Below are 25,327 nucleotides of genomic sequence, written 5' to 3'. Positions count from 1 at the left end.
TTTATAAAGTGGTTTGGCTTACAAACCAAAGGTTTTTTTCACCTTGTCCACCATATCCAATTTTTCCCAAGTAAAGAGTTCTACCTCTTTTTCTATTCTTCCATTATATGGAGACTCAAAAACCTTGGTCATGGTCGTGGGCTCTTTACCCATGTGACCGTAGGCCGCTGTTTCCAAATAAATTGGATTACGGAGTTTTAGACGTTCTTCTATGGCAAAGGGGCGCATATCGAAAAGTTGGGATGCTTTTTGGGCAATCTCACCATCATTTAAAGCAACGTTCGATGTTCCGTAGGTTTCCACAAAAATAGACGTTGGTTCCACTACTCCTATGGCATAACTTACCTGTACCAAAATTTCGTTCGCCACCCCAGCGGCAACAAGGTTTTTTGCCATGTGCCGTGCAGCATAGGCTGCACTGCGATCCACCTTGCTAGGGTCTTTTCCACTAAAGGCACCTCCGCCATGGGCACCTTTTCCGCCATAAGTATCCACAATAATTTTCCTTCCAGTTAGCCCTGCATCCCCGTGAGGACCACCGATCACGAATTTTCCGGTCGGATTTATATGGTATTTGATACTGTCCGTAAAAAGTTTTTGTATGTTTTCCGGCAACAGTTTTTTAACTGCGGGAATCAATATTTTGATTACATCTTCTTTGATTTTGGCCAACATGGCTTCGTCCGTGTCAAACTCATCATGTTGGGTGGAAACCACAATAGTATCTATACGCTGGGGCACATTATCATCAGAATATTCAATGGTCACCTGGGCCTTGGCATCGGGCCTTAGGTAAGAGACCTGTGTCCCCTCCCTTCTTAAATCGGCCAACACTTCCAAAATCTTATGGGATATATCCAAAGCCAATGGCATGTAATTGTCGGTCTCGGTCGTGGCGTACCCAAACATCATTCCTTGATCACCGGCGCCTTGTTCTTCTTTAGTGCCCCGGTCCACTCCTTGGTTTATATCTTGGGATTGTTCGTGGATCAATGAGATTACCCCACAGGAATCCCCACTGAACTTGTACTCGCCTTTCGTATAACCAATGTTATTGATAACCTCCCTGGCTATACTTTGCAGATCCACATAAGTATGGCTTTTTACCTCGCCGGCCAAAACCACTTGACCTGTAGTGACCATAGTTTCGCAAGCCACTTTGCTCTCGGGATCAAAGGCAAGAAAATTATCCAATAGGGCATCACTTATTTGATCGGCTATCTTATCCGGGTGTCCTTCGCTTACGGATTCGGACGTAAATAAATATGACATTGTTTTCCTTTAACGGAAAGATTCAATTGAATAACCAAAGGAGTTTTTTCTCGGTAGAGACCACTGAACACACGTCCAGTAAACTGCTTTAGCATTTTTCATCCCTGATAGTTTGGGACAAGAGGTTGCAATCAGTCAAATCTTTCCTCGTTTTAAAGGGCAAAAGTACGGTGAAACCCAAAACCATCAAAATTTTGAACACAAAAACAAATCATAATTCATACTTCACCTTTAGAACAACATAACGTGGCTGGACCATATAGTTCGATGTTCTAAAATACAGGTCATCATAAGAGTTTTGGTCCAAAGAAGCATTGTTGGTAAGATTGGTGGCCTCAATACTATATTCCCATTTACTATCGGATTTTTGATAGGATAGACTTGCATCGAGAAAGCCATATCTATTGTCTATGGTACCTTCTTTGTCCGTATATATGTAATGGTCGTAATCCACCAAAAAGAGAAAGTTCTTCAAGAAGGTCGCATCGAACTTAACAAACGGTCTGTTGGTATAATAGGTAGTACTCGTATTTCCGTTATCGTAATCGTTTATGGTATATCCGATACCAAGCTCTAAATTGGGTGCATTGGTAAAGCTGCTGCCAACAGAGGCTGAATAGCTCTGAGTTAGGGATTTTGAATTTTGAGGGGCATTATTCACTATATTGAATGTATTTGAAAGTGAAAGGGAAGCGTTGGTCTTTACCTTAATTCGGCCAAATGTCCTCTGAAAACTACCTGAACCACTGAAGGTTTCATCGTCTAAATTGGAATTGATGGTGGTACGCACCTGATTGATCCCCTCGATACTTGTATTGACCTTAAAGGCATCGATACGCTTACTATAGTTGAACCTGGCAAATATATTTTGAAGGTTGAACATACTAAAACTGAAAAAATTGAGCGATAGATTATGGTACAGCGCACTTTCCAGATCACGGTTACCTTGATACACCGAGTTGTAATTATTAAATATGTAGCCAGCGGCCAAATTGTTGATATCCGTAAAATTCCGGGTAATATTGTAGTTGAACCTAATGCTCTCGGATTGTTTAATCTGAAAATTAATGAACAGGTCGGGCACTATATTGGTAAGTTCGTTCTTCACTTTTGAACCCAACTGGGTATTGGCCGCCACATAATTGTGTACATGGAAACCTGGATTGAACGTAAACTTGCCCATGATCCATTTATAATGAAACCCTAGATACATATCGGAAAAGTTGAATTGCACATTGTTATTGAGTTCATCATCATTAAAAGTAATCTCACTGCCTTCATCCAACACCTGAAAAATAGAAGAGTTGAACCTCTGACTGGATAGTGTGGCCCCCAAGGTTAAATTGATGTTGCTCTTTGCCCCTGTTACCCAAAAATAATCGAGTTTTGCATCCAACCTATTGGTTTGGGTATACTGTTTTTGGTTAATGTTATAATTGGATTGATCGGAATCCAAGGGAATCAATCCTCCAAAAGGCTGTTCTGATCGTATAGCGTTATAAAACGGGTCTTCATCGGAATACTCATATTGCCCTTCAAAAGCGAATATATGTTCTGGGTTTAAGGTGTAATATAGATTGGTGTTCTGTGTAACCGTGGTCGGTTTTTGTGCATTGTTCTGCCCAATTTCGTCCGTTACATCGGAAACGGACAAAGTATTGGTGTATTGTTCCTCTTCCGATAACCTTGTTTGGACCTGGTAGTCCCATTGCAGCCTTTCGTTCGGACTGTAAGACGATTTAAATTGCAGGAGTCCCAATTTTGATGCTTGATCGGTATTGGTATCCGTAAGCTCCGTTTCGCCACTGGAGATGTACGTATTGGTCGCGGTGGTCTGCATCAGGGTGTTGTTGTAGGAGTATATTCCATAACCGCTCAACCTCCATGATTCGGATGGTTTATAGCTAAAATTTATAGCTCCGAACTTGGTTTCCAACGATTTTGCCCTATTGTTCTGGGCAGTACTGATTCCTTGGCTACTGGAGCTTGTACTAAATGATGTTCCTACGGTTCCTCGGGTGGCACTGCGAAACCCTCCCGTAAAATTCCAATAATCGCGAGAAGAGAAGGCCACTTCGCCAATATTATTAAGGTCGGTAAGGATATTGACACTAAAGTCCGGTGAATAATAAAATAGCTTTGGATGGGCAATATATCTTTCATCCAAGCCAAAACCTCCTGTAACTTCACCAAACCAAAATTTCTTTTTGCCTTCCTTTAATTTTATATTAAGTGCAACGTTATCTTGATTATTGGTAACTCCACCCAGTTGGGAAACTTCTGAATAATTGCGCAGCACTTCAATTTTACTCAGCGCATTGGCAGGAATATTCTTCGATGCCAATTTAGAGTCACCATCGAAAAATTCTTCGCCTTCGACCATAACTTTGGTCACGGTCTTGCCCTCTACCTGTATCTCTCCCTCGTCACTGACCTCTATCCCAGGTAACTTTTCCAGTACATCGGCCAGTTTTCGTTCCGTTCCGGATACAAAGGAATCCGTATTATATACTATGGTATCGCCCTGGATGGAGATAGGGATCTCATAAACAACCTCCACCTCATCCAAACTTTCCGCCTGTTCGTGCAACACCACATCCAGGACCTTATCCGATTCCTTTGTTTGCAATGGAATCTCGGCAGGTTTAAAACCAAGGTAGCTTACTTTTAAAATATAGCTGGCATTTGTTTTTAGGTTTAGTTTGTACTCCCCTTTATCATTGGTTATGCCAAAAGCATCCAATGCCTGGTTTTCTTGATTTATCGCAACTACATTTGCAACATCCAAAGGATTTTTAAGAGAATCTGACACGATTCCCGTTACCGTTACCTTTTGCGCCATGGCAGATGTTACAAAAAGTAACACAAGTGCCTGAAAAATTTTATTCATCGACTATCCAATAAAATTATGGTCTGCCTCCGGGACCTCCGCCCCTTCGTCCGTTATTCCGAAACCTTTCCGACATTTCCTTCATCTTCTCTACCAAAATTTTGTTGTATTCGGCCTGGGTCACCTCTTTGCCCCTTTTAGGTTGGACTATTTCAATTTCCTTGTCGGGGCTGAGGACTATCTTGGAACACAGTATGGCCGTACGTCCATCATTCACCTCCAAGATCAATCCCGGTAGCCCCCAGTAGGGGCCTGGGCCTTGACCCACGGGTATATCCGGTGTAAACCATGCGGTAATAATTTGTTCCTTGGGAGATTCAATACGGGCCAACAATGAATTCCCTTGAACCGAATCCTTTTGCTCTTGTTCTCCTGCTTTATCCCCATTATCCCTTCGTGGCGGCCGCATCATGTTCCTAAGATTTTCCATGGATGTTGTATCTATCGTTTTTACCGCTGTGGCTTTGTAACATGTATAATTGCCTATTTTTTTGGTTTCCGAAGTGAGCTGCCAATTTAGTTGAGGCAAACTGTCCTTTATCAAAAACTTTTTACCAAATGTCTCTACCGAGTTAGTATAGACCTGCCCTTGAATATTCTTATAGTATGTGCCGCCGGTCGTCGAGAACATACCAAATCGCGGGCCACCTCTACCTTGATCAACGGATGGGGTTTCCAGTTTTTCTTCTTCTATATAAATGGAGGTAGAACGATCAAAAGTCAACTCGTAAGATTTCTCCATGGCTTTCTTCATCCGTTCCAAAATTTCTTGCTTGCGGGCCTCTGGCATGTCCGGTGGACCAAAATCACCTTGAATGGAAGTTTTACTTTGATAAATTGCTGTGCCGATAAAATTCTGGGAGTGTCCATAATATATGGCCAGGGTCAGAATAAAAGAAAATAACAACGATTTTTTCATGCGATTAGGTTCAAAATTGTGAATTTGACTCCAATTTCGAAGAAAGGTTTAACCAACGCTAACCAAAAACCATAGTTTAGTATTTATTTAAGAAAAAGTGCGTACATCCAAAAATTTTCAAAGACGCCTATTAACTTTGTATATTGCGCTCCAAGTGGCACAAAGTACATCATCAATAAACACTGACATATGCATATTGCTGTAGCTGGGAATATAGGCGCAGGGAAAACCACCCTGACCAATCTTTTATCCAAACATTATAAATGGGAAGCTCATTTTGAAGATGTGGTGGACAATCCCTACCTCGATGATTTTTACAATCAGATGGAGCGTTGGAGCTTTAATTTGCAGATATATTTCCTTAACAGTCGATATCGCCAAATCCTTAAAATTAGGGAGAGCGGCAAAAATGTAATACAGGATAGGACCATTTATGAAGATGCCCATATTTTTGCCCCTAACTTGCACGCCATGGGCCTTATGACCAATCGTGATTTTGAAAACTATAAAGGTTTATTCGAACTCATGGAAACATTGGTACAGCCACCGGACCTTATGATCTATTTGCGAAGCTCCATCCCCAATTTGGTGAACCAAATCCATAAACGTGGGCGCGATTACGAAAACTCAATTTCGATTGATTATCTAAGTCGATTGAATGAACGCTATGAGGCCTGGGTGAACACCTACAAAAAGGGCAAATTGCTCATTTTTGATGTGGACCATTTGGATTTTGTGGACAATCCCGAAGACTTGGGCGAAGTTATCAATCGTATAGATGGCGAAATCCACGGGTTGTTCGAGTAGCATTCATTTTATTTGGTTTTGGGGATTCTTAACGACCAAGCATTTAACTAAGTTTCCCCCATGCCACATATTCAATTAATTAATTCTCACCTTATAAGGTCATTTCCCTCAACCAAATGCCCTTCTTGCTCATTGTTGGTTTATATCGACCCAAGTTTAAAGTAGTTTAAGCTCGGGATTGTCCCATAGCTATTAACTACACCTTTTTAAAAGGTTTAAAACTTGAAAATTATGGAACCGAAAAAGAACCCTCAAATGGAGGTAAAGCGAAACAGCATGCTCTACTTTTTTGTAGGAATGACCTTGATACTCTTTATGACCTATTTGGCCTTGGAATGGAAAACGTACCACAAAAACAATGCTTGGGAAATTGGTCAACTCACAGTTCAGGAAAGTCTGGACGAGGATGCGACCATCCTTAAAATAAAACTACCGGACCCACCTCAACCAAAAATACAGACTCCTCCAAAAATTGTGGTTGCCGAGGATGATGAAAAGGTAGAGGAAACCTTTATAGAATCGAACGATATAGATCAGGATACCAAAATAGCAGAAGTTGAAAGCATTGAAGTTGCCGAAGACGACATCCCGGACGAAATTCCTTTTATCCTTATTGAGAATGCCCCGATATTCCCCGGTTGTGAAAACGAAAAGGATGAAGCGGAAAAAAGGCTATGCTTTCAAGAACAGATGTTAAAGCATATCCGAAAAAACTTCCGGTACCCTGAAATTGCACAAGAATTAGGTCTCGAAGGTCGGGTTAGCGTTGTATTCACCGTTCAAAAGGATGGAAGCATTGGAGACATTAGGCTCAGGGGGCCACATGAGAGTTTGGAGAAAGAGGCTGCCAGAATTATATCTAAATTACCCGCCTTGACACCTGGAAAACAAAGAGGGACACCGGTAAAAGTTCCTTATTCCATTCCGATTACCTTTAAGTTGAACAAATAGAAACATTTATTTATATCCATGAGATCTCCAAGGCTCCCTATCAACGGATCTAAAATGACAAATGGTTGGAAGTATCATTTTTAAAATGAGGACTGAAAAACTGATCGAGATTTCTTTATCCCATAAAAAATAAAAAAACCACGCCATGGGGCGTGGTTTTTCAGCTTTACTTAAAGCAAGAGCTAATCCTTTGCCTCGGCACTCTTATAGGCTTGTATCTTTCTTTCCAATTCTTCTTTGGTCGCTGCCATAAATTCTTTGGTTTCTACAGTTTCTTCACCATTTACAGAAGATGTGGAGGTGACAACGGCCTTAAAAGTACCGTCTTCTGTGTTGCTCACCTCTATACGAATTTGTTTTTCCACCTCTTTGGTTTCTTTTATTCCCTCTTCGGTAATGGTAATTGTTGTGCCGTCTTCTTTCAACATACTCACCTCATCTGCAGGGGCAAGACTTACCAGACTTGGCGCAATTACCAATGCCACTACCGACATTAACTTTAACAAAATGTTCAATGACGGTCCAGAGGTATCCTTGAACGGGTCCCCTACCGTATCTCCGACCACCGCTGCCTTATGGGCATCACTACCTTTACGACCTTCGCTCTCGATGGTCTTCTTGGCGTTGTCCCATGCACCTCCGGCATTGGATTGGAAAATTGCCATAAGTACACCGGCCGTGGTTACACCGGCCAATAAACCTCCCAACATTTCCGCGCCACCAATAAATCCGATGGCAACGGGTACGGCTATCGCCAACAATCCTGGGAACACCATTTCTTTAATGGAAGCTTGTGTGGATATGGCCACACATTTTTCATATTCGGCTTTCCCGTCCGCTGCTTCAAAAATTTCCATATCTTCCTTGCTTGCTTTTGATAAATCCGCATCGTGCTTGCGCATAATCTCCAATGCTGCTTTCAATTCCGGAATATCCTTAAACTGTCGGCGCACTTCTTCTATCATGGACATTGCCGCTCTACCTACGGCATTCATGGAGAGTGCGGAGAATACAAACGGAAGCATGCCTCCGATCAACAAACCTGCCATAATATCGGGTTGAGAAACGTCTATTGATTCTACTCCCGCAGTTTTCATAAAGGCGGCAAAAAGTGCCAAAGCTGTCAAAGCCGCAGAGGCAATGGCAAAACCTTTACCAATGGCAGCCGTAGTGTTCCCAACAGCATCTAATTTATCTGTTCTTTCTCGCACCTCGCTCGGCAGTTCTGCCATTTCCGCAATACCTCCGGCATTATCGGAGATTGGTCCATAAGCATCTACAGCTAGTTGAATACCCGTATTGGCCAACATACCGACCGCTGCAATGGCAATTCCGTACAGTCCTGCAAAATAATGGGAAACCAAAATCGCTGCCGCGATCAAGATAATCGGTATTGCGGTGGACATCATTCCCACTCCAAGCCCGGCTATAATATTTGTGGCCGAACCTGTATCGGACTGACGCACGATAGAGTTTACAGGCTTTGTGCCCGTTCCTGTGTAATATTCGGTTACTTTTCCAACCAACAATCCCGCCACAAGTCCAGCAATTGTGGCCCAGAAAACACCCATGGCCGAGTATTCTTTTCCTCCTTCTACCCAAGATTCCGGCAGCATGGCATTAATAATGAAATAGGAGGCTATCAGCATCAAACCTGCCGAACCAAACTCGCCAACGTTTAATGCTGTTTGTGGGTTTCCACCATCTTTGACCCTTACAAAAAAGGTTCCGATTATAGACATGATAATACCCACGGCTGCTAACGCCAATGGTAAATACACTGCTCCAAGTCCATCAAAAGCATTTTGAAACTCAGGGATACCGGCAAAAACCGCACCTAATACCATTGTACCTATTATGGAACCCACATAAGATTCAAACAAATCGGCTCCCATCCCGGCAACATCGCCTACATTATCACCTACATTATCTGCAATGGTGGCAGGGTTCAATGGGTGGTCCTCGGGAATACCCGCTTCTACTTTACCTACCAAATCAGCTCCTACATCGGCAGCTTTGGTGTAAATACCTCCACCAACACGGGCAAAAAGTGCAATGGAAGATGCTCCCAAGGAGAAACCGGAAAGTACATTGAGCACTTCTCCTATTTCCCAGCCTTGACCGCTGTATATCATAAATAATCCACTTAAACCGAGAACACCGAGGCCTACAACACCCAACCCCATTACGGCCCCTCCTGCAAATGCCACTTCCAGGGCCTTGCCCAGCGAGGTTCTTGCCGCATTGGTAGTTCTAACATTTGCCTTTGTAGCCACCTTCATACCGATAAAACCAGCAAGGGCGGAACAAATGGCCCCTACTATAAAGGATACTGCGACCATTCCATTTGAGCCTGTCTCATTACTTCCTTTAAAGAACAGCAAAACAGCTACTGCAATAACGAAGATGCTCAATATTTTATATTCCGCTTTTAAGAAGGACATTGCTCCATCGGCAATATTTTTGGCTATTCTTGCCATTTTGGCATCCCCCACCTCTTGTTTGGAGATCCATACGTTTTTAATAAAGACGTACAAAAGGCCCAGAATACCGAATACGGGCAAAAATTTCACGATTAAATCCATAGATTGAGTTATTTAGTGATTTTTAATGGAAGCTAATGTAATGAAATACGAAGTAATAAAAAAAATGCGCCTTTAATTATTAAAAGCGCATTTTTTAAAAGTTTTTGTTATGTATTCTATATAGTATAGGCCCGTCTCTTTTTATGATCACTTTCTTCATAGCGCTGCACGCACTCATGATAGATTTTGACCGCTTCGTTTACATCTCCCCAACCCCCGGTATCTACTTTTTTCTCTTCCAAATCTTTATATACCTGGAAAAAGTGCTCGATTTCTTTTAATCTGTGCGGGTTCAATTCACTGATATCATCTCTTTTGCTCCAAATAGGGTCCGATACCGGAACACAAATTATCTTTTCATCGGGACCTTTTTCATCGGTCATGTGGAACACACCTACCGGCTTAACTTCTACCACTACCATGGGGTAGGTGGGTTCGGTACAAAGCACCAATACATCCAAAGGGTCTCCATCCAGGGCCAAGGTTTCGGGAATAAATCCGTAATCACCGGGATACATCATCGAAGAAAATAAGGTTCGGTCAAACCGAATCTTGTTCAAGGTAAAGTCGTATTCGTACTTGTTTCTGCTACCTTTGGGAATTTCTACCAGTACATCAAAGGTAATACGTGGTTTTTTAGACATGTCAGCAATAAATTTATTGTGCAAAAATAACCAGTATAACTGGAATAGTGTGCATAAATTGGCGGTTTCGTATTAATTAAAAATTAAATCCGAAGGTTCCTGTTATCCCAAACGCTCTGGCATCTGGATTTTCGAGATAGTTTCCACGAAAATTAAAGTCGATCCGCAATATTTTGAAAATGTTGCCCACACCGAGTGAGTATTCCCAATAGATTTGATCTTCGGGGGCCATAAGCGGAATATTTGTAGGGGCGCTCAGAGCTATATTTTCTTCGGACAACTGACCCCACGCTCCTCGAACGCCAATAATCTCCCTTAGATTCAGTTTTCGCAACAACGGAATCCGCGAAAAAATCCGACCATTAAAATTGTGTTCCAAATGTACGGTGGCATAGGTATCCGTAACAAACTCATAAAAATCCAGATTGGGAAAAACATTGTATAAAGAAAACAACGTTTGGTTGCCCGGAACCACACTCAGCAAACCTAATGGCACCGTTCCAAATGTTTTTCCAAGTTCCACACTACTCGTCAACCTACCAAATCCTCCCAATTGCCATGGTTGTCTATAGGAGAATTGAATTTTCTCATAATCAAAATCACTTTCCAAAAAGCCATCCACACCTTTGGTGTACTGCAATATAAATGTGCTGTAGTCATCATTAATATTGGAGCGTTCAACGCCGTAACCAATGGTGCGCTTGCCCGGAGTATAGATCAGTGTGGTGTTCAGATCGAACTGTTTTATTTCCGACGCAATACCTGAAGGGGAACCTGCATCCACGTAGTCCAAACTAAAGGCATCGGGCAATGCGGAGCTTAAGGTACGGAACGACCCTCCCACATTTATCCTAAAATTTTTGACCGGTTCCATTTCCACGTTCAGCGTTGAAAGGTTAATATTGGTCAAACGATCGTTGGAGCCAACAGTCACCAAAGAAGAAGATGCAATGCTCCTTCCCATCACATCGTTGGTACTGGTAAGGCTCAATCCCAATTGTTCTATATCGCGTCGATTTCCTCCCGATATGATCAATCTATTTTTACGATCGAGCAAAAATTTACCCGAGAATCCATGTTTTACCTTTTTATCATTAAAACCATAGGCCATATAGCCCTCCAATCGCCATAGATCGTTCTGACCAAAATATGTCCTGGCTCCTGCGCGCAAACGGATTCCTTCCGCATCGTTATAACCAAATGTGGAATATATATCTCCGATGTCGAGGTTCCACTTATCTATTTCGACATATCCAGAACCTAAAATACTTACAATGTCGTAATAGGTACGAAACTTTGGAACGGTCTTTAAAGTATCCAGTAACTTAAAAATGCCCGATTCATCCTCGTTCAAACTTTCCAAACGGGCGTTTTTCCAAAAGATACTGTCCTGAGAGAAAACCCTTGGATCGTAAGGGTCGGCAACTGCTTTGTAAAATTCCTCAGGTCTAGGATTATTAAACGTGTAATTATCAAAAACGGTGGTACGCTTTCCGTACACACCTCTGGATTCCTCTTTTTTGGAAAAACTAAAATCACTTAGCATATAGTCACGCTTCAACAAAAAGACAGAATCATTGACCACATCGAACTCCTGCTCAATATAAATTTCCTTCACCCAATTAATATTGGCACTCTTGGTGACCTGCATATTAATCTTTTTTATGGCGAAGGTGGTGTCGTTTACCCAAAAGTCCCCTTTAAATGTAAGCTCGTTCTTTCTTCTTGGATAATAAATTATGTTGTAGCACCATTTGTTGTCGATATAGGTACTGTCCGAAAGCACGTAATTATACACATCTATCCCAGTTTTGGATAAAGGACTTGTAAAGCTTTTATCGAAAAATTTAAGGTAATTATCGTAGATGTCGTAGTCGGAATAAAGATCTTCCACAAATGCTGTAATAGCCTGGTTCCCACTAAATCCTGAATTTTTGTTTCCAAGTACATCTTCCTTTTCCCTTTCCATCGTATTATCTCCATAAACCTTGGAAAAACTTTCGTTCAGGAACATGGGCAAATAGGTTTTGCCCGTAATTCGAGAAGTATCCAAATCCTCGAACATAAATTCCAATCCTTTAAAAAGTTTGCTTTTGATCAAAGCACTATCGATGGTATTAAGATCAAACTCGATTTTTTCGTATTTATCGTATTGATATTGTTCAAATTTACGGACGCCATTTTCGCGCTTTTTGGACCAAATTTTTCGCAAAATATCAATGGCAGGATTATTTTTTTTGGATTGCTTCCCTGTATAAATAACCACTTCCTGAAGTTGCTCCGCCGATTCCCTTAAAATGATTTCCATACCATAACTCACCTTTTGCCCCAAGGGAATCTCAACGGTCTCGTAACCAATAAACGATACTTTTATAGCCTCGTGCGTTTCATCGGATTCCAAATAAAAACGACCATTATCGTTGGTAATGGTTCCTTCTGATGAATCCACAAAAATTATGTTTGCAAAGGCAATGGGCATCCCTTCTTCATCGGTTACCACACCTTCAATTTTGGACTGTGCGGATGCACCAAAACAAAAAAGAAGTAAAAAATAGGAAAAGTATCTTTTCATAGGTAGATATAAGGGCCATATGGAAACCAATTACGAGCGATTCCAATAATTAATAAGGTCAAATTTGGTTTAAAGTAATTTCTAATCAAAAAATGTTCCCTAAAAAATAACCCCATCAACAATGTTGACGGGGCTAATATACTTTACAATTTTAACTCTAAAGCTTGTATAACACTTTCTTAACAGCCTTTATCACATCTTCGTGATTTGGCAACCATTCTGCCAAAAGCACTGGTGAGTATGGCGCAGGGGTGTCAGCTGTGTTCAATTTTACGATCGGGGCGTCCAAATAATCGAATGCCTTGTCCTGAACGTGATAGATAATCTCGGTTGCTACGTTCCCGAATGGCCATGCCTCTTCCAAAATTACCATTCTATTGGTTTTCTTAACAGAGGTCAAGATGGTCTCGTGGTCCATGGGACGCACGGTTCTCAAATCGATTATCTCACAAGAAATACCTTCTTTTTCCAATTCATCGGCGGCTTTGTAGGCTTCTTTTATAATTTTTCCAAAGGAAACAATGGTTACATCGGTACCTTCCCTTTTAATGTCGGCAACCCCCAAAGGAATGGTATACTCACCTTCTGGGACTTCGCCTTTATCCCCATACATTTGTTCCGATTCCATAAAAATCACAGGGTCGTCATCTCGAATGGCAGATTTCAACAGTCCCTTGGCATCCGCCGGATTCGAAGGAACAACAACTTTTAGCCCAGGAGTGTTGGCGTACCAGCTTTCGAAAGCCTGGGAGTGTGTCGCGGCCAACTGTCCTGCAGAGGCTGTAGGCCCTCTAAATACGATAGGGCAATTAAACTGACCACCTGACATCTGACGAATCTTGGCAGCATTGTTTATAATTTGATCAATTCCCACCAATGAGAAATTGAACGTCATAAATTCAATGATAGGTCTGTTTCCGTTCATAGCGGAACCCACGCCGATACCGGCAAATCCCAACTCGGAAATCGGTGTATCGATCACACGCTCCGGCCCAAACTCGTCCAACATGCCCTTGGAAGCCTTGTAAGCCCCATTATATTCGGCTACCTCCTCGCCCATTAGGTAAATGGTATCATCTCTTCGCATTTCTTCGGACATAGCCTCGGCTACTGCCTCCCTAAACTGTAATGTTTTCATTAAATCGTACTAAATATTTATAGTCTGCTTAAAAACGCAAGCAAAAATAGGAAAAACTACCCGAAATTTGCTTGACCAAAATCCAAAAAAAGAACAAAATTTATTATGCATGCATAATAAATTTCCAATTTTATAATTATATTTGAACACATAAACCTAAAGTATATATGAAGATTTTAGTTTGCATAAGCAACGTGCCGGATACCACTTCCAAAATCAATTTTACGGAAGGCGATACCAAGTTTGACACAAACGGGGTTCAATTTGTTATTAATCCTAATGATGAGTTTGGATTGACCCGAGCCATGTGGTTCAAGGAGAAACAAGGTGCCACCGTACATGTGGTGAATGTAGGTGGAGCTCAAACCGAGCCTACCATTCGTAAGGCCTTGGCCATTGGCGCCGATGAGGCGATTAGAATAAATGCAGAACCAACAGACGGCTTTTTTGTGGCCCAACAGTTGGCCGAAGTGGTTAAAAATGGTTCGTACGACCTTGTTATTGCCGGTAGAGAATCTATCGACTACAACGGTGGTATGGTACCTGGTATCCTCGCCACACTATTGGACATGAACTTCGTTAACACGTGTATAGGCCTAGAAATTGACGGAAACAATGCCACAGCAGTTCGCGAAATCGATGGTGGTAAAGAAAAAATAAGCACCAGTCTTCCGTTGGTCATCGCAGGACAAAAAGGTTTGGTAGAGGAAAGCGACCTTCGCATTCCCAATATGAGAGGTATTATGATGGCCCGTAAAAAAACTTTGAACGTAGTAGAACCTATTGATGCCGCACAGCACACACAAGATCAAAAGTTTGAAAAACCAGCAGCCAAGGGACCTGTAAAATTGGTAGATGCCGAAAATATCGGCGAATTGGTCGAGCTACTGCACAACGAAGCAAAAGTTATCTAAACAAGAAAAAATTATGTCAGTACTAGTATATACAGAATCCCTAAAGGGAAAATTCAAAAAAAATGCCTTTGAAGTGGCCTCTTACGCACATAAAGTGGCCCAAGATCTAGGCACAACAGTTACTGCTGTATCCTTTAATGCCGAAGAAGATGCATCTTTGGGCAATTATGGAGTTTCCAAAGTTTTAAAAATTTCCGATGAAAGCCTGTCCACATTTAATGCCAAGGCATACGCAGAAGTTTTGGCACAAGCGGCCAAAGCAGAAGATGCCAAGGTAATTATATTGAGCTCCAGTGCAGATACTAAATTTTTAGCACCGATTCTTACCGCTAAACTTAGTGCAGGGTACGTTCCCAATGTCGTAGCCGCTCCTGAGAGCACATCACCTTTTGTAGTAAAACGAACGGCATTCAGTAATAAAGGATTTGCCATGACCGAGATTTCGGCAGAAACAAAAATTATTGGCGTATCCAGCAATGCCTTCGGAATTGTGGAAAACAACGTTCCGGCCTCGGTGGAAAAATTCTCCGCCAATTTGGGAGATGGGAGCTTTAATGTAAAATCTGTGGAAGTGGACAGAGTGGTCGGCAAAGCAACAATTGCCGATGCCGATATCGTAGTTTCCGGTGGACGTGGCCTAAAAGGACCAGAAAACTGGGGCATGGTAGAAGAACTAGCGGATGTTTTGGGCGCGGCAACAGCATGCTCAAAGCCGGTTTCGGATATGGGATGGCGCCCGCACAGCGAGCACGTAGGCCAAACAGGAAAGCCAGTTGCAAGCAATCTCTACATCGCGATCGGTATTTCCGGGGCCATACAACATTTGGCAGGAATCAACGCTTCCAAAGTAAAAGTGGTAATCAATAATGACCCTGAAGCACCATTCTTTAAGGCTGCGGATTACGGAGTCGTGGGCGATGCCTTCGAGGTAGTGCCCCAGCTGATAGAAAAATTAAAAGAATTTAAAGCCCAAAACGCTTAAATTTTGTTAATTTGCCCATTGCAAGGGGCTGTTCAGATAACTGGCATTGCCACTTATTTGAACGGCCCTTTTGCTTTAGGAGGAGATATATGAGTTTAGTACGATTAAAAATAAAGGGGATTTCCTATAGCCAAACACAAAATGGCGCATACGCCCTTATTTTGAATGAAGAGGATGGAGACAGAAAACTTCCCATCGTTATAGGTGCTTTTGAAGCGCAGTCCATTGCCATTGCATTGGAAAAAGAAATAAAACCGCCGCGCCCCTTGACACACGATCTGTTTAAGAACTTTGCCGACAGATTTAAGATCGTGGTAAAACAAGTGATCATACATAAATTGGTAGATGGTGTTTTTTATTCCAGCCTAATTTGCAAAAGGGATGAAGAAGAGGAAATTATAGATGCTCGAACCAGCGATGCCATTGCATTGGCACTTAGGTTCAATGCTCCGATATTTACCTACAAAACCATATTGGACAAGGCAGGCATTTTCCTGAAATTTTCATCCAAGGAAAAGGACGAAGATGAGAATGACAGTATTATGGTAGATGAAATACTCCAAGAAGGTGAAGCTGTCGAAATCGAATCGGGCTCCGACACCCACGGATACCGAGAAATGTCCCTCCAAGAACTTCATCAAGAATTGGAAAAAGCAGTGGCCAGTGAAGACTACGAGAAAGCGGCCAAATTAAGGGATGAAATTTCCAAGCGCAAATAAAACTTACATGGCGAAAAGGACCCAAAGTTTACTCATACTTTTACTCGTTTGTTCGGTCGCTTTCGGCCAAAGTTCCATCCCCGCAGATTCACTAAATATTGCGATTGGATCAACCATTACGGAAAATATCGCTCAAGAACAAGCTTCTGACATAATCCCTAACCAGGGTTTTTCACTTTCCACCCTACTACGTGGAGCCTTGGGCATGGCAGTACTGATCTTAATATCTTTTTTGTTCAGTTCGAACAGAAAAGCTATCAATTGGAAAACCGTGGGCATTGGACTTTCACTACAAGTACTGATCGCCATCGGTGTGCTTAAAGTACCTTTTGTACAATATATTTTTGAAAAAGTGGGCGGTGTTTTTGTGAGCATTTTAGATTTTACAAGGGCAGGTAGCCAATTTTTATTTGAAGGTCTTGTTGTGGATATGGATACTTTCGGGTACATCTTTGCATTCCAAGTATTGCCGACCATTATTTTCTTTTCGGCACTCACATCGGTGCTATACTATTTAGGGGTTATCCAGGTTGTTGTTAAGTGGATGGCATGGTTGCTTTCCAAATCTCTTGGCATATCCGGAGCGGAGAGCCTTTCTGTGGCCGGCAACATTTTTTTGGGCCAAACAGAAGCTCCTTTGTTGATCAAAGCCTATTTGGAAAAAATGAACAAGTCAGAAATCCTGTTGGTTATGATCGGTGGTATGGCGACGGTAGCTGGTGCTGTATTGGCAGCATACATCGGCTTTTTGGGAGGCGATGATCCCGAACTCCGTTTGGTTTTTGCAAAACACCTATTGGCGGCATCGGTTATGGCCGCCCCGGGAGCAATTGTTATTTCAAAAATATTGTACCCACAAACAGAGGAAGTCAACACCGATGTTAAGGTATCGGCAAAAAAAATAGGGGCCAATTTTTTGGATGCCATTGCCAACGGAACCACAGAAGGATTAAAATTGGCCTTGAACGTTGGTGCCATGTTATTGGTTTTTGTTGCCTTTATTGCCATGATCAATGGTATTTTGGGATGGATCGGTGACTTGACCACCCTGAACCATTGGATATCTACGAACTCTCCCTACGAAAATTTCTCCCTCGAAGCTATCCTTGGAACCATTTTTGCCCCGCTCATGTGGTTAATTGGTGTCGCCAATGAGGACATAATGCTCATGGGACAATTGCTAGGGATAAAATTGGCCGCAAGCGAGTTTGTCGGCTATATTCAATTGGCAGACCTTAAAAATGTAGCCAGCGGGGTTCATTTTACCTATAATAAATCGGTGATCATGGCTACATACATGCTCTGTGGTTTCGCCAATTTTGCCTCCATCGGTATTCAAATTGGAGGTATCGGGTCTTTGGCACCGGGCCAACGCAAGGTACTCTCCTCATTTGGCATGAAGGCTGTTTTGGGAGGTTCACTAGCTTCCTTGTTATCCGCCACCATTGCTGGGATGATTTTAGGGTAAATTGCTGAAGGATGTGCAAAATATTCACAGAAAGATTTTGTTCGCTTTCTACAAGTCAGTTTAGGCTCTGCTTACGAACTGGAATCACATATTATTCTATGCGAAGATTTAAATTTTATTTCTTCAAATTCAGCAAAGCTCATCATTAAAAACATTCAAAAACTACAACAGGGAATTGCATCCTTGATAAAATACAACCGGGCAAACCATTAACCCTTCAACCAAACATCCTTTATCTTTCACCCCTTATAGTTAATAAAGTTTTCATAAGTCTTGCTAATTTTAGTTCCCAAAACACACTTATTGAATTAATTTCGATAGATTGATTTTTTGTCGTATCGAGCGTAGTCGAAATGTTTTGGATTTACCCTCATTCCCCCTGCTCGAAGCGACATTTGTTAACGAAACAACAGCATGAAACAATACCACGACCTTCTTAAACATGTATTGGAAAACGGAAACCAAAAAGGCGACCGGACAGGAACAGGTACCTTGAGCGTTTTTGGATATCAAATGCGATTTGACCTCGCTGAAGGATTCCCTATGGTAACGACCAAAAAGTTACACTTAAAATCCATAGTCCACGAATTACTGTGGTTTTTAAACGGCGACACCAATATCCAATATCTGCAAGACAACGGTGTGCGTATATGGAACGAGTGGGCTGACGAAAATGGAGATCTGGGCCCTGTTTATGGACACCAATGGCGCAATTGGAACAACGAGGAAATCGATCAGATCAAAGAAGTAGTGGAATCCTTAAAAAATAACCCCAACAGCCGTAGAATGTTGGTTTCCGCATGGAATCCCAGCGTTTTACCAGACACATCGGTCTCTTTTTCGGAAAATGTAGCCAACGGAAAGGCAGCTCTTCCACCCTGCCATGCCTTCTTCCAATTTTATGTGGCAGATGGCAAACTATCTTGCCAATTGTACCAAAGAAGCGCGGATATATTTTTGGGAGTACCGTTCAATATCGCTTCCTATGCCCTTTTCACTTTAATGATGGCACAAGTTTGTGGCTACCAACCGGGTGAATTTATCCACACTTTTGGCGATGCCCATATTTATAACAACCACATGGAGCAAGTGGAATTGCAATTGACACGAGATCCACGCCCCTTGCCGACCATGAAGCTAAACCCTGAAGTAAAAGATATTTTCTCTTTTAGTTTCGAGGATTTTGAGTTATCCAATTACGATCCACACCCACATATTAAGGGAGTGGTCGCGGTATAAAATAGGTTGCAATGCGGCAAAATGAGGACAAAATACAGGTTGATATTGAAAATTGGGACAGAAGGGAACATTTTCGGTTTTTTTCAAAATTTGAGGAGCCCTTTTACGGTATAACGGCCAAAGTAGATTGCACCCATGCGTACACAACGGCCAAATCAAAAAATTCCTCTTTTTTTCTTTACTATCTGTATCGTGCGCTAAAAGCAGCAAACCAGATAGAAAACTTGCGGTACAGGATCATAGACCATAATGTCTATTTGTACGAAAAGATATTTGCCTCCCCCACCATTAACCGCCCCAATGGCACTTTTGGATTCTCCTATATGGAGTATTTTGAAGATGAACATATATTCCAAAAAGAGGCTTTGGAGGTAATAGAAAAAGTAAAGAATTCCACCACTCTAATACCCGCCCTGCATGAGAACGTTATCCACTTTTCAGCTATTCCATGGGTAGATTTTACCAGCCTATCCCACGCTCGGAGTTATTCCCATCCGGATAGTTGCCCCAAAATATCATTTGGAAAGGTAACAGAGGTAAATGACGTTAAAACTATGCCTGTTTCCATTCATGTACACCATGCTTTGGTGGACGGCTACCATATTGGCCAATTCCTAGAAAAATTCCAAGAGCTTTTGAACGAGTAATCAAGATCTGTTTTTCCAAATATTTCTGTATCACAACACAATGGCCAATGCCAAAATATGGTTCGTTTAATCCACAAAGTATTCCCTAGACTTAAATCCATCCAGGTTTTTGCTAACCTGCCCCACTCCCATCAAAATGGGCAATTGAACTCATGAGTACATGTATCGAGTTTAAGGATGACAAAAAAATGTAGTGGAAGCAGAAACAATATTAATCTTTGTAAAATCGTACATTTGAGTCAATTCATCAAAAAAACGATATTTCATGAAACCCATCATCACTCTTTTTACCGCACTGCTATTTGCCAGCTGCGGTGAAGAACCCAGAAAGGAAAAAACGGAAAAGCAGAACAAGACCGTGGAAGAAAATACCGAGACCGAAGCCCCTAAGTTACGCCATGTAGTTTTGTTCAAATTTAAGGAGTCTTCGAGCACAGAGGACATCAACCTAGTGGAGGAGGCCTTTAATGCCCTGCCATCCAAAATAGATGTAATAAAAGGTTATGAATGGGGAATGAACAACAGCCCGGAGAGCTTGAACAAAGACCTAACCCACTGTTTTTTACTGACATTTGACAACGAAGACGACCGTGACGCTTACCTTACCCACCCCGACCACGTGGCGTTTGGAGACATTGCCGGCCCGCATATTGCAGATGTTTTGGTAGTGGACTATTGGGCCAAGTAATTTTTGGGCTCATTCAGCTGAACCCCTTTCCGCACCCCATCAAATTATACCAAAAGTTTATGGAGCCCTATTGCAGGTTCATGAAAAAGATAGGTAGCAATTTAGAAAATCGCCATCAGTAATTTCAACACTACTGATGGCAAACAGTTTTTTGATTAAATCTCCAATACCGCATTCTCGGCACCTGCATAATCGTTCCATTGAAAACGATCAGCTTCGGCATCGTTGGTGTAATTTCCGTCTATTAAATATCTAAACTCGTAGCTGTTTTCGACAGGTAGATCGAACGTTCCTTTAAAAGTGCCGTTCTTCAATTTTTTTAAAGTACTTTTTTTAGGGTTCCATTTGTTAAAGTCCCCAACTACAGCAACTGTTTTTGCCTCGTCCGCAGGAACTGTAAAAGTAACTTTGCAAACTGGCTTGCTCTTAAGGTATTGTTTTTTAATTGCCATGGTAATGTTGTTTAATTTAAAGCACAAAACAATACATAAAACTGCTTATTTACAATAAGTTAGAACCGATTTATCAAATTGATAAAATCTACCTAACAATAGGATTACTTTTGATAAATATGTCTGTAGATTTTTATCATTAAACATTCTTACGTCCATTGTTTTAATAGTGCGGCAATCTTATCCACCTCTTCCACGGTATTGTAAAAATGGAAGCTCAGTCGAATACCACCTCCCCTGGGCGATGCCACAATATTTTCCTTGGTAAGCTTATGGAAGAGTTCGTCTCCGCCCCTAATATTGAAAATGGTACTGTGTTGCTCCCGATTTACGATCTTATCTTCCAACAAATTCAATTCGTTAAAAACTGTGAGGGCCCGGTGGGACAACTTTTTAACCTGAGACTGAATATTGTCCAAACCTATTTCATCCAGAAACTTGATCGCAAATTCCAAGCTTCCAAAGTTGAGGGAATCCAGATGACCCGGTTCCAAATGCTTACAAAACCCGATATTATTTCGTTTGGATGCATCGTTATCCACCGACCCGTTTCCGATACCGTTTAGTTCGAAATGATCTTTTACCGTATCCTTGACCAAAAAGAAGCCATTGCCATACCCGGCCAAAAGCCATTTGTAAGCGCTTGCCCCCAAAATATCGATACCCGAAGCTTCAAAATCGAAGGGTTGTGTTCCACAGTACTGCGTACCATCTGCAATAATAACAAGGTCGGGAAATTCTTTTTTTAGGTCTTTTAAAAATTCCATATTTATTTGGAGTCCATTGAGCCATTGCACCAAACTCAATGCCAATACATCGAATCCCCCTTTTCTAAGCTGCCCACGGATATTTTCTTCCAAATTTTCATCGGCATCCACATACGTTCTCTTAAAATTTCGCGTCTCGAAAGGCCAATTAAGACTAGGGTAATCATTGTTAACAAGCAATATGCTTTTGTTCTTGGGGAGTCCTTCCAACAAAAGATTGATCCCTAAACTAAAATTGGGTACCAAGGCCACGTTTTCTGGCCGGCAACTAAAAAATTTGCCCACAGTTCTCTTGATTTCAGGCATATGCAGAAACCCGTTCATTTTCATCTCACTGCCCCCGATCAAGTAATCAAGGTCGTGTCCTTGTCGCCATTCCATTAAATCCTCATTCAATAAACCGGTCGCTGCGGTATTTGCATATATGCACTGGTTGAGTACTGGAAATTTTTTTCTTAGCTTTTGCATGTCGGGATTTTTGGAAACAATTCAATTATCTTTGTCCATAAAGATAGCCATTCCATGTTGTCATTTGGTAAAAAGAAAAAACCTGAAATAGATTTGGAACAGCACCAACTTCTGGAAAATGCCCAAAAACGTATAAAACAGAAGAAGAGGTTGTACTCCCATGTGGTCATATTTCTGATCGGCAGTATTTTCTTGATTATTGCCAACAAAGTTTTAAAATATGGTGTTGCCTACGATTGGTCCATTTGGCTGATCTGTATATGGACCTTTTTGGTCGCCATGCACACTTTTAAGGTGTTTGTTACACATAAATTTATGGGGCAGGATTGGGAGCGATCCCAACGTGAACGGTTGGTGGAGCTTCAGAAAAAACGAATAAGCGAACTTCAAAAGGAAATAGAAACCGATTTCCCCCTTTCCAAAATCAATAAAAAAAAAGATCAGTGAAAAAATTGATCATCATTGCTGCGGCCGCAGAAAACAATGCTTTGGGCAAGGACAACGATCTAGTTTGGCATTTGCCCGATGATTTTAAGCGATTTAAAGCCTTGACTTCCGGACACAAGATCATTATGGGGCGAAAAACCTTGGAGAGCTTCCCCAAGCCTTTGCCCAACCGAACGCACATTGCCATTACCCGGGACGAGGACTACGTGCCAAAATTCCCATGTACCGTGGTACATTCCATTAGCGATGCGATCGATTTAGTAGATGATAACGAGACCGCTTTTATAATTGGTGGCGGAAAAATTTACAAGCAATGCATGACCATTGCCACGGATATTGAATTGACACGGGTGCACGGCAAGTTTGAAGCGGATGCTTTTTTTCCTGAAATAAATGAGGACCAATGGGAGCTCGTAAAGGAAGAATACCACCCAAAGGACGACAGGCACCAATATGATTTCACTTATTTGACCTACCGTAGAAAATAGGGATTAAAAATCAAGATAGGAGACTTTAGCGTTGGGGCTATCTATTAGGTCTTTTAAAACCGTTACATCGCCATTGGTATAAAAAATATGTTCAGGATTACCATTTACCTTGGTCTGCAAGTTTTTCTGCTCCAAGATTGTTTTGGTTTGACGGGCCACGGCTTCACCTGAATCTATGATATTTACATTGTTTGGCAATATTTCCTTTAAAACAGGAACAAGATAAGGATAGTGTGTACACCCTAGCACCAAACAATCCATATTCTCCTCTAGCATAGGTTCAAGAAGCGTTGACAAGAGGTTCCTCATCTCTTCTGTATCAATTTTACCGGCCTCTATTAGCTCTACCAATCCTTTTCCCTCTTGCTCGAAAACGGTTATGCCCTCGGCGAAAAGTTTGGAAGTATTGTGGAACAAGCTACTGGAGAGCGTTCCTTTAGTGGCCAATACACCCACTTTTTTTGTTTTCGTCTGTAGTGCTGCAGGTTTGATTGCCGGTTCTATGCCTATAAAAGGTACTGAGTAATGGGAACGTAGATGATCAATTGCGTTCGTTGTAGCGGTATTACAGGCTACTATGATGATTTTACAACCACGCTGGACCAAATATTCGGTATTTTTAATACTGAGCCGTAAAATCTCTTCTTTTGACTTTTCTCCATACGGGGCATTGGCGCTGTCGGCCAGATAGATGGTATGCTCGTGCGGCAACATTTTTGCAACTTCCTTCCAAATGGAGGTGCCCCCTACTCCCGAATCGAATATTCCTATTGGTTTTGGCATGATTAAAAATAGTATCTAAAAATTTTATGGCATAAAAAAACCGCTTTTATAAAAGCGGTTTTTTTACGTAATCTTAGATATGGTTTAGAAACCAAGTTCTTTCTTAACTTCTGGCAACAGGTCTTTTCCTTTGGCCACGATAAGGCTCAATCCTGGGCTTGCATCGATTACATAGTCGTAACCTTGTGCTGCTGCCACTTTTTCGATAGCTGCTTTGGCCTTTTCGGAGATTGGTGAGAACAACTCTTGTTGCTTTTTTTGCATTTCTTGCATAGCTGCTTGTTCCGCTTCCTGAATATTTTTTTCAAAACCTTGAAGCTCTACTGCTCTTTGCTCGTTTTCTTCTCTTGTTTTGGACGTTGCTTCGTTTTGGTATTGGGTATACTTGTTTTGAAGCTCTGTCATTGAGCTTTGGATATCCGCTCTATAGGTTTCCTGTAATTTCTTCAACTCAGCTTGTGCAGCTTTCATCTCTGGCATGTCAGACAATAGTTGCTGAACATTGATATGTGCAACTTTGCTCTGTGCGTTTACAAAACCCGTAGCCGCAACAAACAATACTAGGGCCACAGCGATTCTTTTTACATTTTTCATGATTCTCTACGTTACTATTTTGACTTAAAATTTAGTGCTTCAATATAAAACTATCCTATTGAATCCTTTTGTTGTTCTTGCGCTTTTTTTCGCTCTTCCAATTTAGCTTTGCGTTTGGCCTCGCGCTCTTCCAATAATTTTTTTCTTCGTTCTTCGTATGCCTTTTTGCGCTCTTCGCGTTCCTTTAGCTTTTCCTCTCTTCGTTCTTCTGCTGCCTTTTCTTTTTCTTCCAAAGCTTGCGCAGCATTTTCCTGTCTTTCTTTTAGGGCATCGCTAATCTTGTCCTCTTCTTCCTTGAACTGCTCCAAACGGCTTTGTTCTTGTTGTTTTTTATTGGAAGCGCTTATTTTTCTTGTGCGACCTATTTCCCTTAAAACCAAATCACTGATATCGTGCCGTTTTTCGGAATACAACATTACAACATCTGCTGATTTATCAAAAATAAAATCGTATCTTTTATTAGCACCTATTTTTTGTACTTCATTAAAAACTTGGTCTTGTATAGGTTGGATCAGCAATTGTTTTTGCAACACCAAATCTCCTTGTGGCCCAAATCGGTCTTGTTGGTAATCCAACATTTCTTTTTCCAAAATTTGGATTTCTTCTTCACGCTCAAGGACCAACTCATCGGTAAGAAGCACTTTTTCCGCCATTAGATCTTTCTTCATTTGGTCGACAACACTTTGCTTTAGTTCAATTTCTTGCTTCCACTTTTGAGCTTTGGCATTTAATTGTTGTGTTGCGTCCCTATACTCTTCCACATTTTCTAGGATATACTCCATATCAACATACCCAATGCGAACACCCCTTTGGGAAAATCCATACAAGGAGGACATTAAAACAACTAGTGATAAAAGAACTTTGGTATTCATCTTTGATTCCGCATTTTACAT

Annotated in this window: 24 protein-coding genes; 12 read left to right on the top strand and 12 right to left on the bottom strand. The window is 41.5% G+C overall.

Features of this window, described 5'->3' with window-relative positions:
- Positions 1-18 precede the first annotated feature (18 nt).
- The 3 genes from metK to AB9K32_RS08955 all read right to left on the bottom strand — a co-directional run bounded on the left by metK (position 19) and on the right by AB9K32_RS08955 (position 5,081).
- Positions 19-1,272 (bottom strand): methionine adenosyltransferase, encoded by a 1,254-nt coding sequence (gene metK, locus AB9K32_RS08965; RefSeq protein ID WP_224835365.1) that lies wholly within the window; start codon positions 1,270-1,272, stop codon positions 19-21.
- A 211-nt stretch (positions 1,273-1,483) separates the two neighbouring features.
- Entirely contained in the window at positions 1,484-4,162 is a 2,679-nt protein-coding gene (locus AB9K32_RS08960) for a carboxypeptidase-like regulatory domain-containing protein (RefSeq protein ID WP_369884977.1), read from the bottom strand.
- 16 nt (positions 4,163-4,178) lie between these two features.
- The gene (locus tag AB9K32_RS08955) at positions 4,179-5,081 is read right to left on the bottom strand and encodes a GLPGLI family protein (RefSeq protein WP_369884976.1); all 903 of its coding nucleotides are present in this window, start codon (positions 5,079-5,081) and stop codon (positions 4,179-4,181) included.
- 189 nt (positions 5,082-5,270) lie between these two features.
- On the opposite strand from AB9K32_RS08955, the gene AB9K32_RS08950 reads away from it, so the two are divergent.
- On the top strand, positions 5,271-5,888 hold the full coding sequence (locus tag AB9K32_RS08950; RefSeq protein WP_224835368.1) for a deoxynucleoside kinase: 618 nt from the start codon (positions 5,271-5,273) through the stop codon (positions 5,886-5,888).
- Positions 5,889-6,119: 231 nt separating this feature from the next.
- Positions 6,120-6,839, top strand: a complete 720-nt coding sequence (locus AB9K32_RS08945) for an energy transducer TonB (RefSeq protein ID WP_369884975.1) — start codon at positions 6,120-6,122, stop codon at positions 6,837-6,839.
- Positions 6,840-7,021: 182 nt separating this feature from the next.
- On the opposite strand, the gene AB9K32_RS08940 is transcribed toward AB9K32_RS08945, so the two are convergent.
- From AB9K32_RS08940 to AB9K32_RS08925, 4 genes are all read right to left on the bottom strand, one after another.
- On the bottom strand, positions 7,022-9,424 hold the full coding sequence (locus AB9K32_RS08940; RefSeq protein ID WP_224835370.1) for a sodium-translocating pyrophosphatase: 2,403 nt from the start codon (positions 9,422-9,424) through the stop codon (positions 7,022-7,024).
- Positions 9,425-9,540: 116 nt separating this feature from the next.
- A complete protein-coding gene (locus AB9K32_RS08935) occupies positions 9,541-10,068 on the bottom strand; it encodes an inorganic diphosphatase (RefSeq protein WP_224835371.1) in 528 nt (175 codons plus the stop codon).
- 76 nt (positions 10,069-10,144) lie between these two features.
- Positions 10,145-12,640: a DUF5686 family protein gene (locus tag AB9K32_RS08930; RefSeq protein ID WP_369884974.1), complete on the bottom strand. Its 2,496-nt coding sequence runs from the start codon at positions 12,638-12,640 to the stop codon at positions 10,145-10,147.
- Positions 12,641-12,797: 157 nt separating this feature from the next.
- Complete coding sequence (locus tag AB9K32_RS08925; protein WP_224835373.1) at positions 12,798-13,778, bottom strand: pyruvate dehydrogenase complex E1 component subunit beta; 981 nt, start codon at positions 13,776-13,778, stop codon at positions 12,798-12,800.
- 167 nt (positions 13,779-13,945) lie between these two features.
- Between AB9K32_RS08925 and AB9K32_RS08920 the strand changes: the two genes are divergently transcribed.
- From AB9K32_RS08920 to AB9K32_RS08885, 8 genes are all read left to right on the top strand, one after another.
- Positions 13,946-14,692, top strand: a complete 747-nt coding sequence (locus AB9K32_RS08920) for an electron transfer flavoprotein subunit beta/FixA family protein (protein ID WP_293296548.1) — start codon at positions 13,946-13,948, stop codon at positions 14,690-14,692.
- A 13-nt stretch (positions 14,693-14,705) separates the two neighbouring features.
- Positions 14,706-15,674 (top strand): electron transfer flavoprotein subunit alpha/FixB family protein, encoded by a 969-nt coding sequence (locus tag AB9K32_RS08915; RefSeq protein WP_369884973.1) that lies wholly within the window; start codon positions 14,706-14,708, stop codon positions 15,672-15,674.
- Between the two features lie 89 nt (positions 15,675-15,763).
- Entirely contained in the window at positions 15,764-16,393 is a 630-nt protein-coding gene (locus AB9K32_RS08910) for a bifunctional nuclease domain-containing protein (RefSeq protein ID WP_369884972.1), read from the top strand.
- Positions 16,394-16,400: 7 nt separating this feature from the next.
- Positions 16,401-17,861, top strand: a complete 1,461-nt coding sequence (locus tag AB9K32_RS08905; protein WP_224835377.1) for a NupC/NupG family nucleoside CNT transporter — start codon at positions 16,401-16,403, stop codon at positions 17,859-17,861.
- Positions 17,862-18,074: a four helix bundle protein gene (locus AB9K32_RS08900; RefSeq protein WP_338198091.1), complete on the top strand. Its 213-nt coding sequence runs from the start codon at positions 17,862-17,864 to the stop codon at positions 18,072-18,074.
- Positions 18,075-18,275: 201 nt separating this feature from the next.
- Positions 18,276-19,100 carry a thymidylate synthase gene (locus AB9K32_RS08895; RefSeq protein ID WP_224835378.1) on the top strand — a complete coding sequence of 275 codons (825 nt, stop codon included), beginning with the start codon at positions 18,276-18,278 and terminating at the stop codon, positions 19,098-19,100.
- A gap of 11 nt (positions 19,101-19,111) precedes the next feature.
- Positions 19,112-19,747 (top strand): chloramphenicol acetyltransferase, encoded by a 636-nt coding sequence (locus AB9K32_RS08890; RefSeq protein WP_338193316.1) that lies wholly within the window; start codon positions 19,112-19,114, stop codon positions 19,745-19,747.
- 265 nt (positions 19,748-20,012) lie between these two features.
- Positions 20,013-20,435 carry a Dabb family protein gene (locus AB9K32_RS08885; RefSeq protein WP_369884971.1) on the top strand — a complete coding sequence of 141 codons (423 nt, stop codon included), beginning with the start codon at positions 20,013-20,015 and terminating at the stop codon, positions 20,433-20,435.
- Between the two features lie 155 nt (positions 20,436-20,590).
- Here AB9K32_RS08885 and AB9K32_RS08880 read toward each other — a convergent pair whose 3' ends face one another.
- On the bottom strand, positions 20,591-20,887 hold the full coding sequence (locus AB9K32_RS08880) for an isoamylase early set domain-containing protein (RefSeq protein ID WP_224835381.1): 297 nt from the start codon (positions 20,885-20,887) through the stop codon (positions 20,591-20,593).
- A gap of 149 nt (positions 20,888-21,036) precedes the next feature.
- Positions 21,037-22,122 (bottom strand): aminotransferase class V-fold PLP-dependent enzyme, encoded by a 1,086-nt coding sequence (locus AB9K32_RS08875; protein WP_369884970.1) that lies wholly within the window; start codon positions 22,120-22,122, stop codon positions 21,037-21,039.
- A gap of 54 nt (positions 22,123-22,176) precedes the next feature.
- On the opposite strand from AB9K32_RS08875, the gene AB9K32_RS08870 reads away from it, so the two are divergent.
- Together AB9K32_RS08870 and AB9K32_RS08865 are read left to right on the top strand one after the other, a co-directional pair.
- A complete protein-coding gene (locus AB9K32_RS08870) occupies positions 22,177-22,569 on the top strand; it encodes a 2TM domain-containing protein (protein WP_224835383.1) in 393 nt (130 codons plus the stop codon).
- Complete coding sequence (locus AB9K32_RS08865) at positions 22,566-23,057, top strand: dihydrofolate reductase (protein WP_338193310.1); 492 nt, start codon at positions 22,566-22,568, stop codon at positions 23,055-23,057. Before AB9K32_RS08870 ends, AB9K32_RS08865 begins: the two co-directional genes overlap by 4 nt.
- A gap of 3 nt (positions 23,058-23,060) precedes the next feature.
- On the opposite strand, the gene murI is transcribed toward AB9K32_RS08865, so the two are convergent.
- From murI to AB9K32_RS08850, 3 genes are all read right to left on the bottom strand, one after another.
- Entirely contained in the window at positions 23,061-23,840 is a 780-nt protein-coding gene (murI, locus tag AB9K32_RS08860) for a glutamate racemase (protein ID WP_224835385.1), read from the bottom strand.
- 84 nt (positions 23,841-23,924) lie between these two features.
- Entirely contained in the window at positions 23,925-24,434 is a 510-nt protein-coding gene (locus AB9K32_RS08855; RefSeq protein ID WP_224835386.1) for an OmpH family outer membrane protein, read from the bottom strand.
- A gap of 50 nt (positions 24,435-24,484) precedes the next feature.
- A complete protein-coding gene (locus AB9K32_RS08850; protein WP_224835387.1) occupies positions 24,485-25,306 on the bottom strand; it encodes an OmpH family outer membrane protein in 822 nt (273 codons plus the stop codon).
- Positions 25,307-25,327 lie beyond the last annotated feature (21 nt).

This window comes from Allomuricauda sp. XS_ASV26 (assembly GCF_041224615.1).
Lineage (GTDB): Bacteria > Bacteroidota > Bacteroidia > Flavobacteriales > Flavobacteriaceae > Flagellimonas > Flagellimonas alginolytica.
This window is presented reverse-complemented; position numbering and strand designations above follow the sequence as displayed.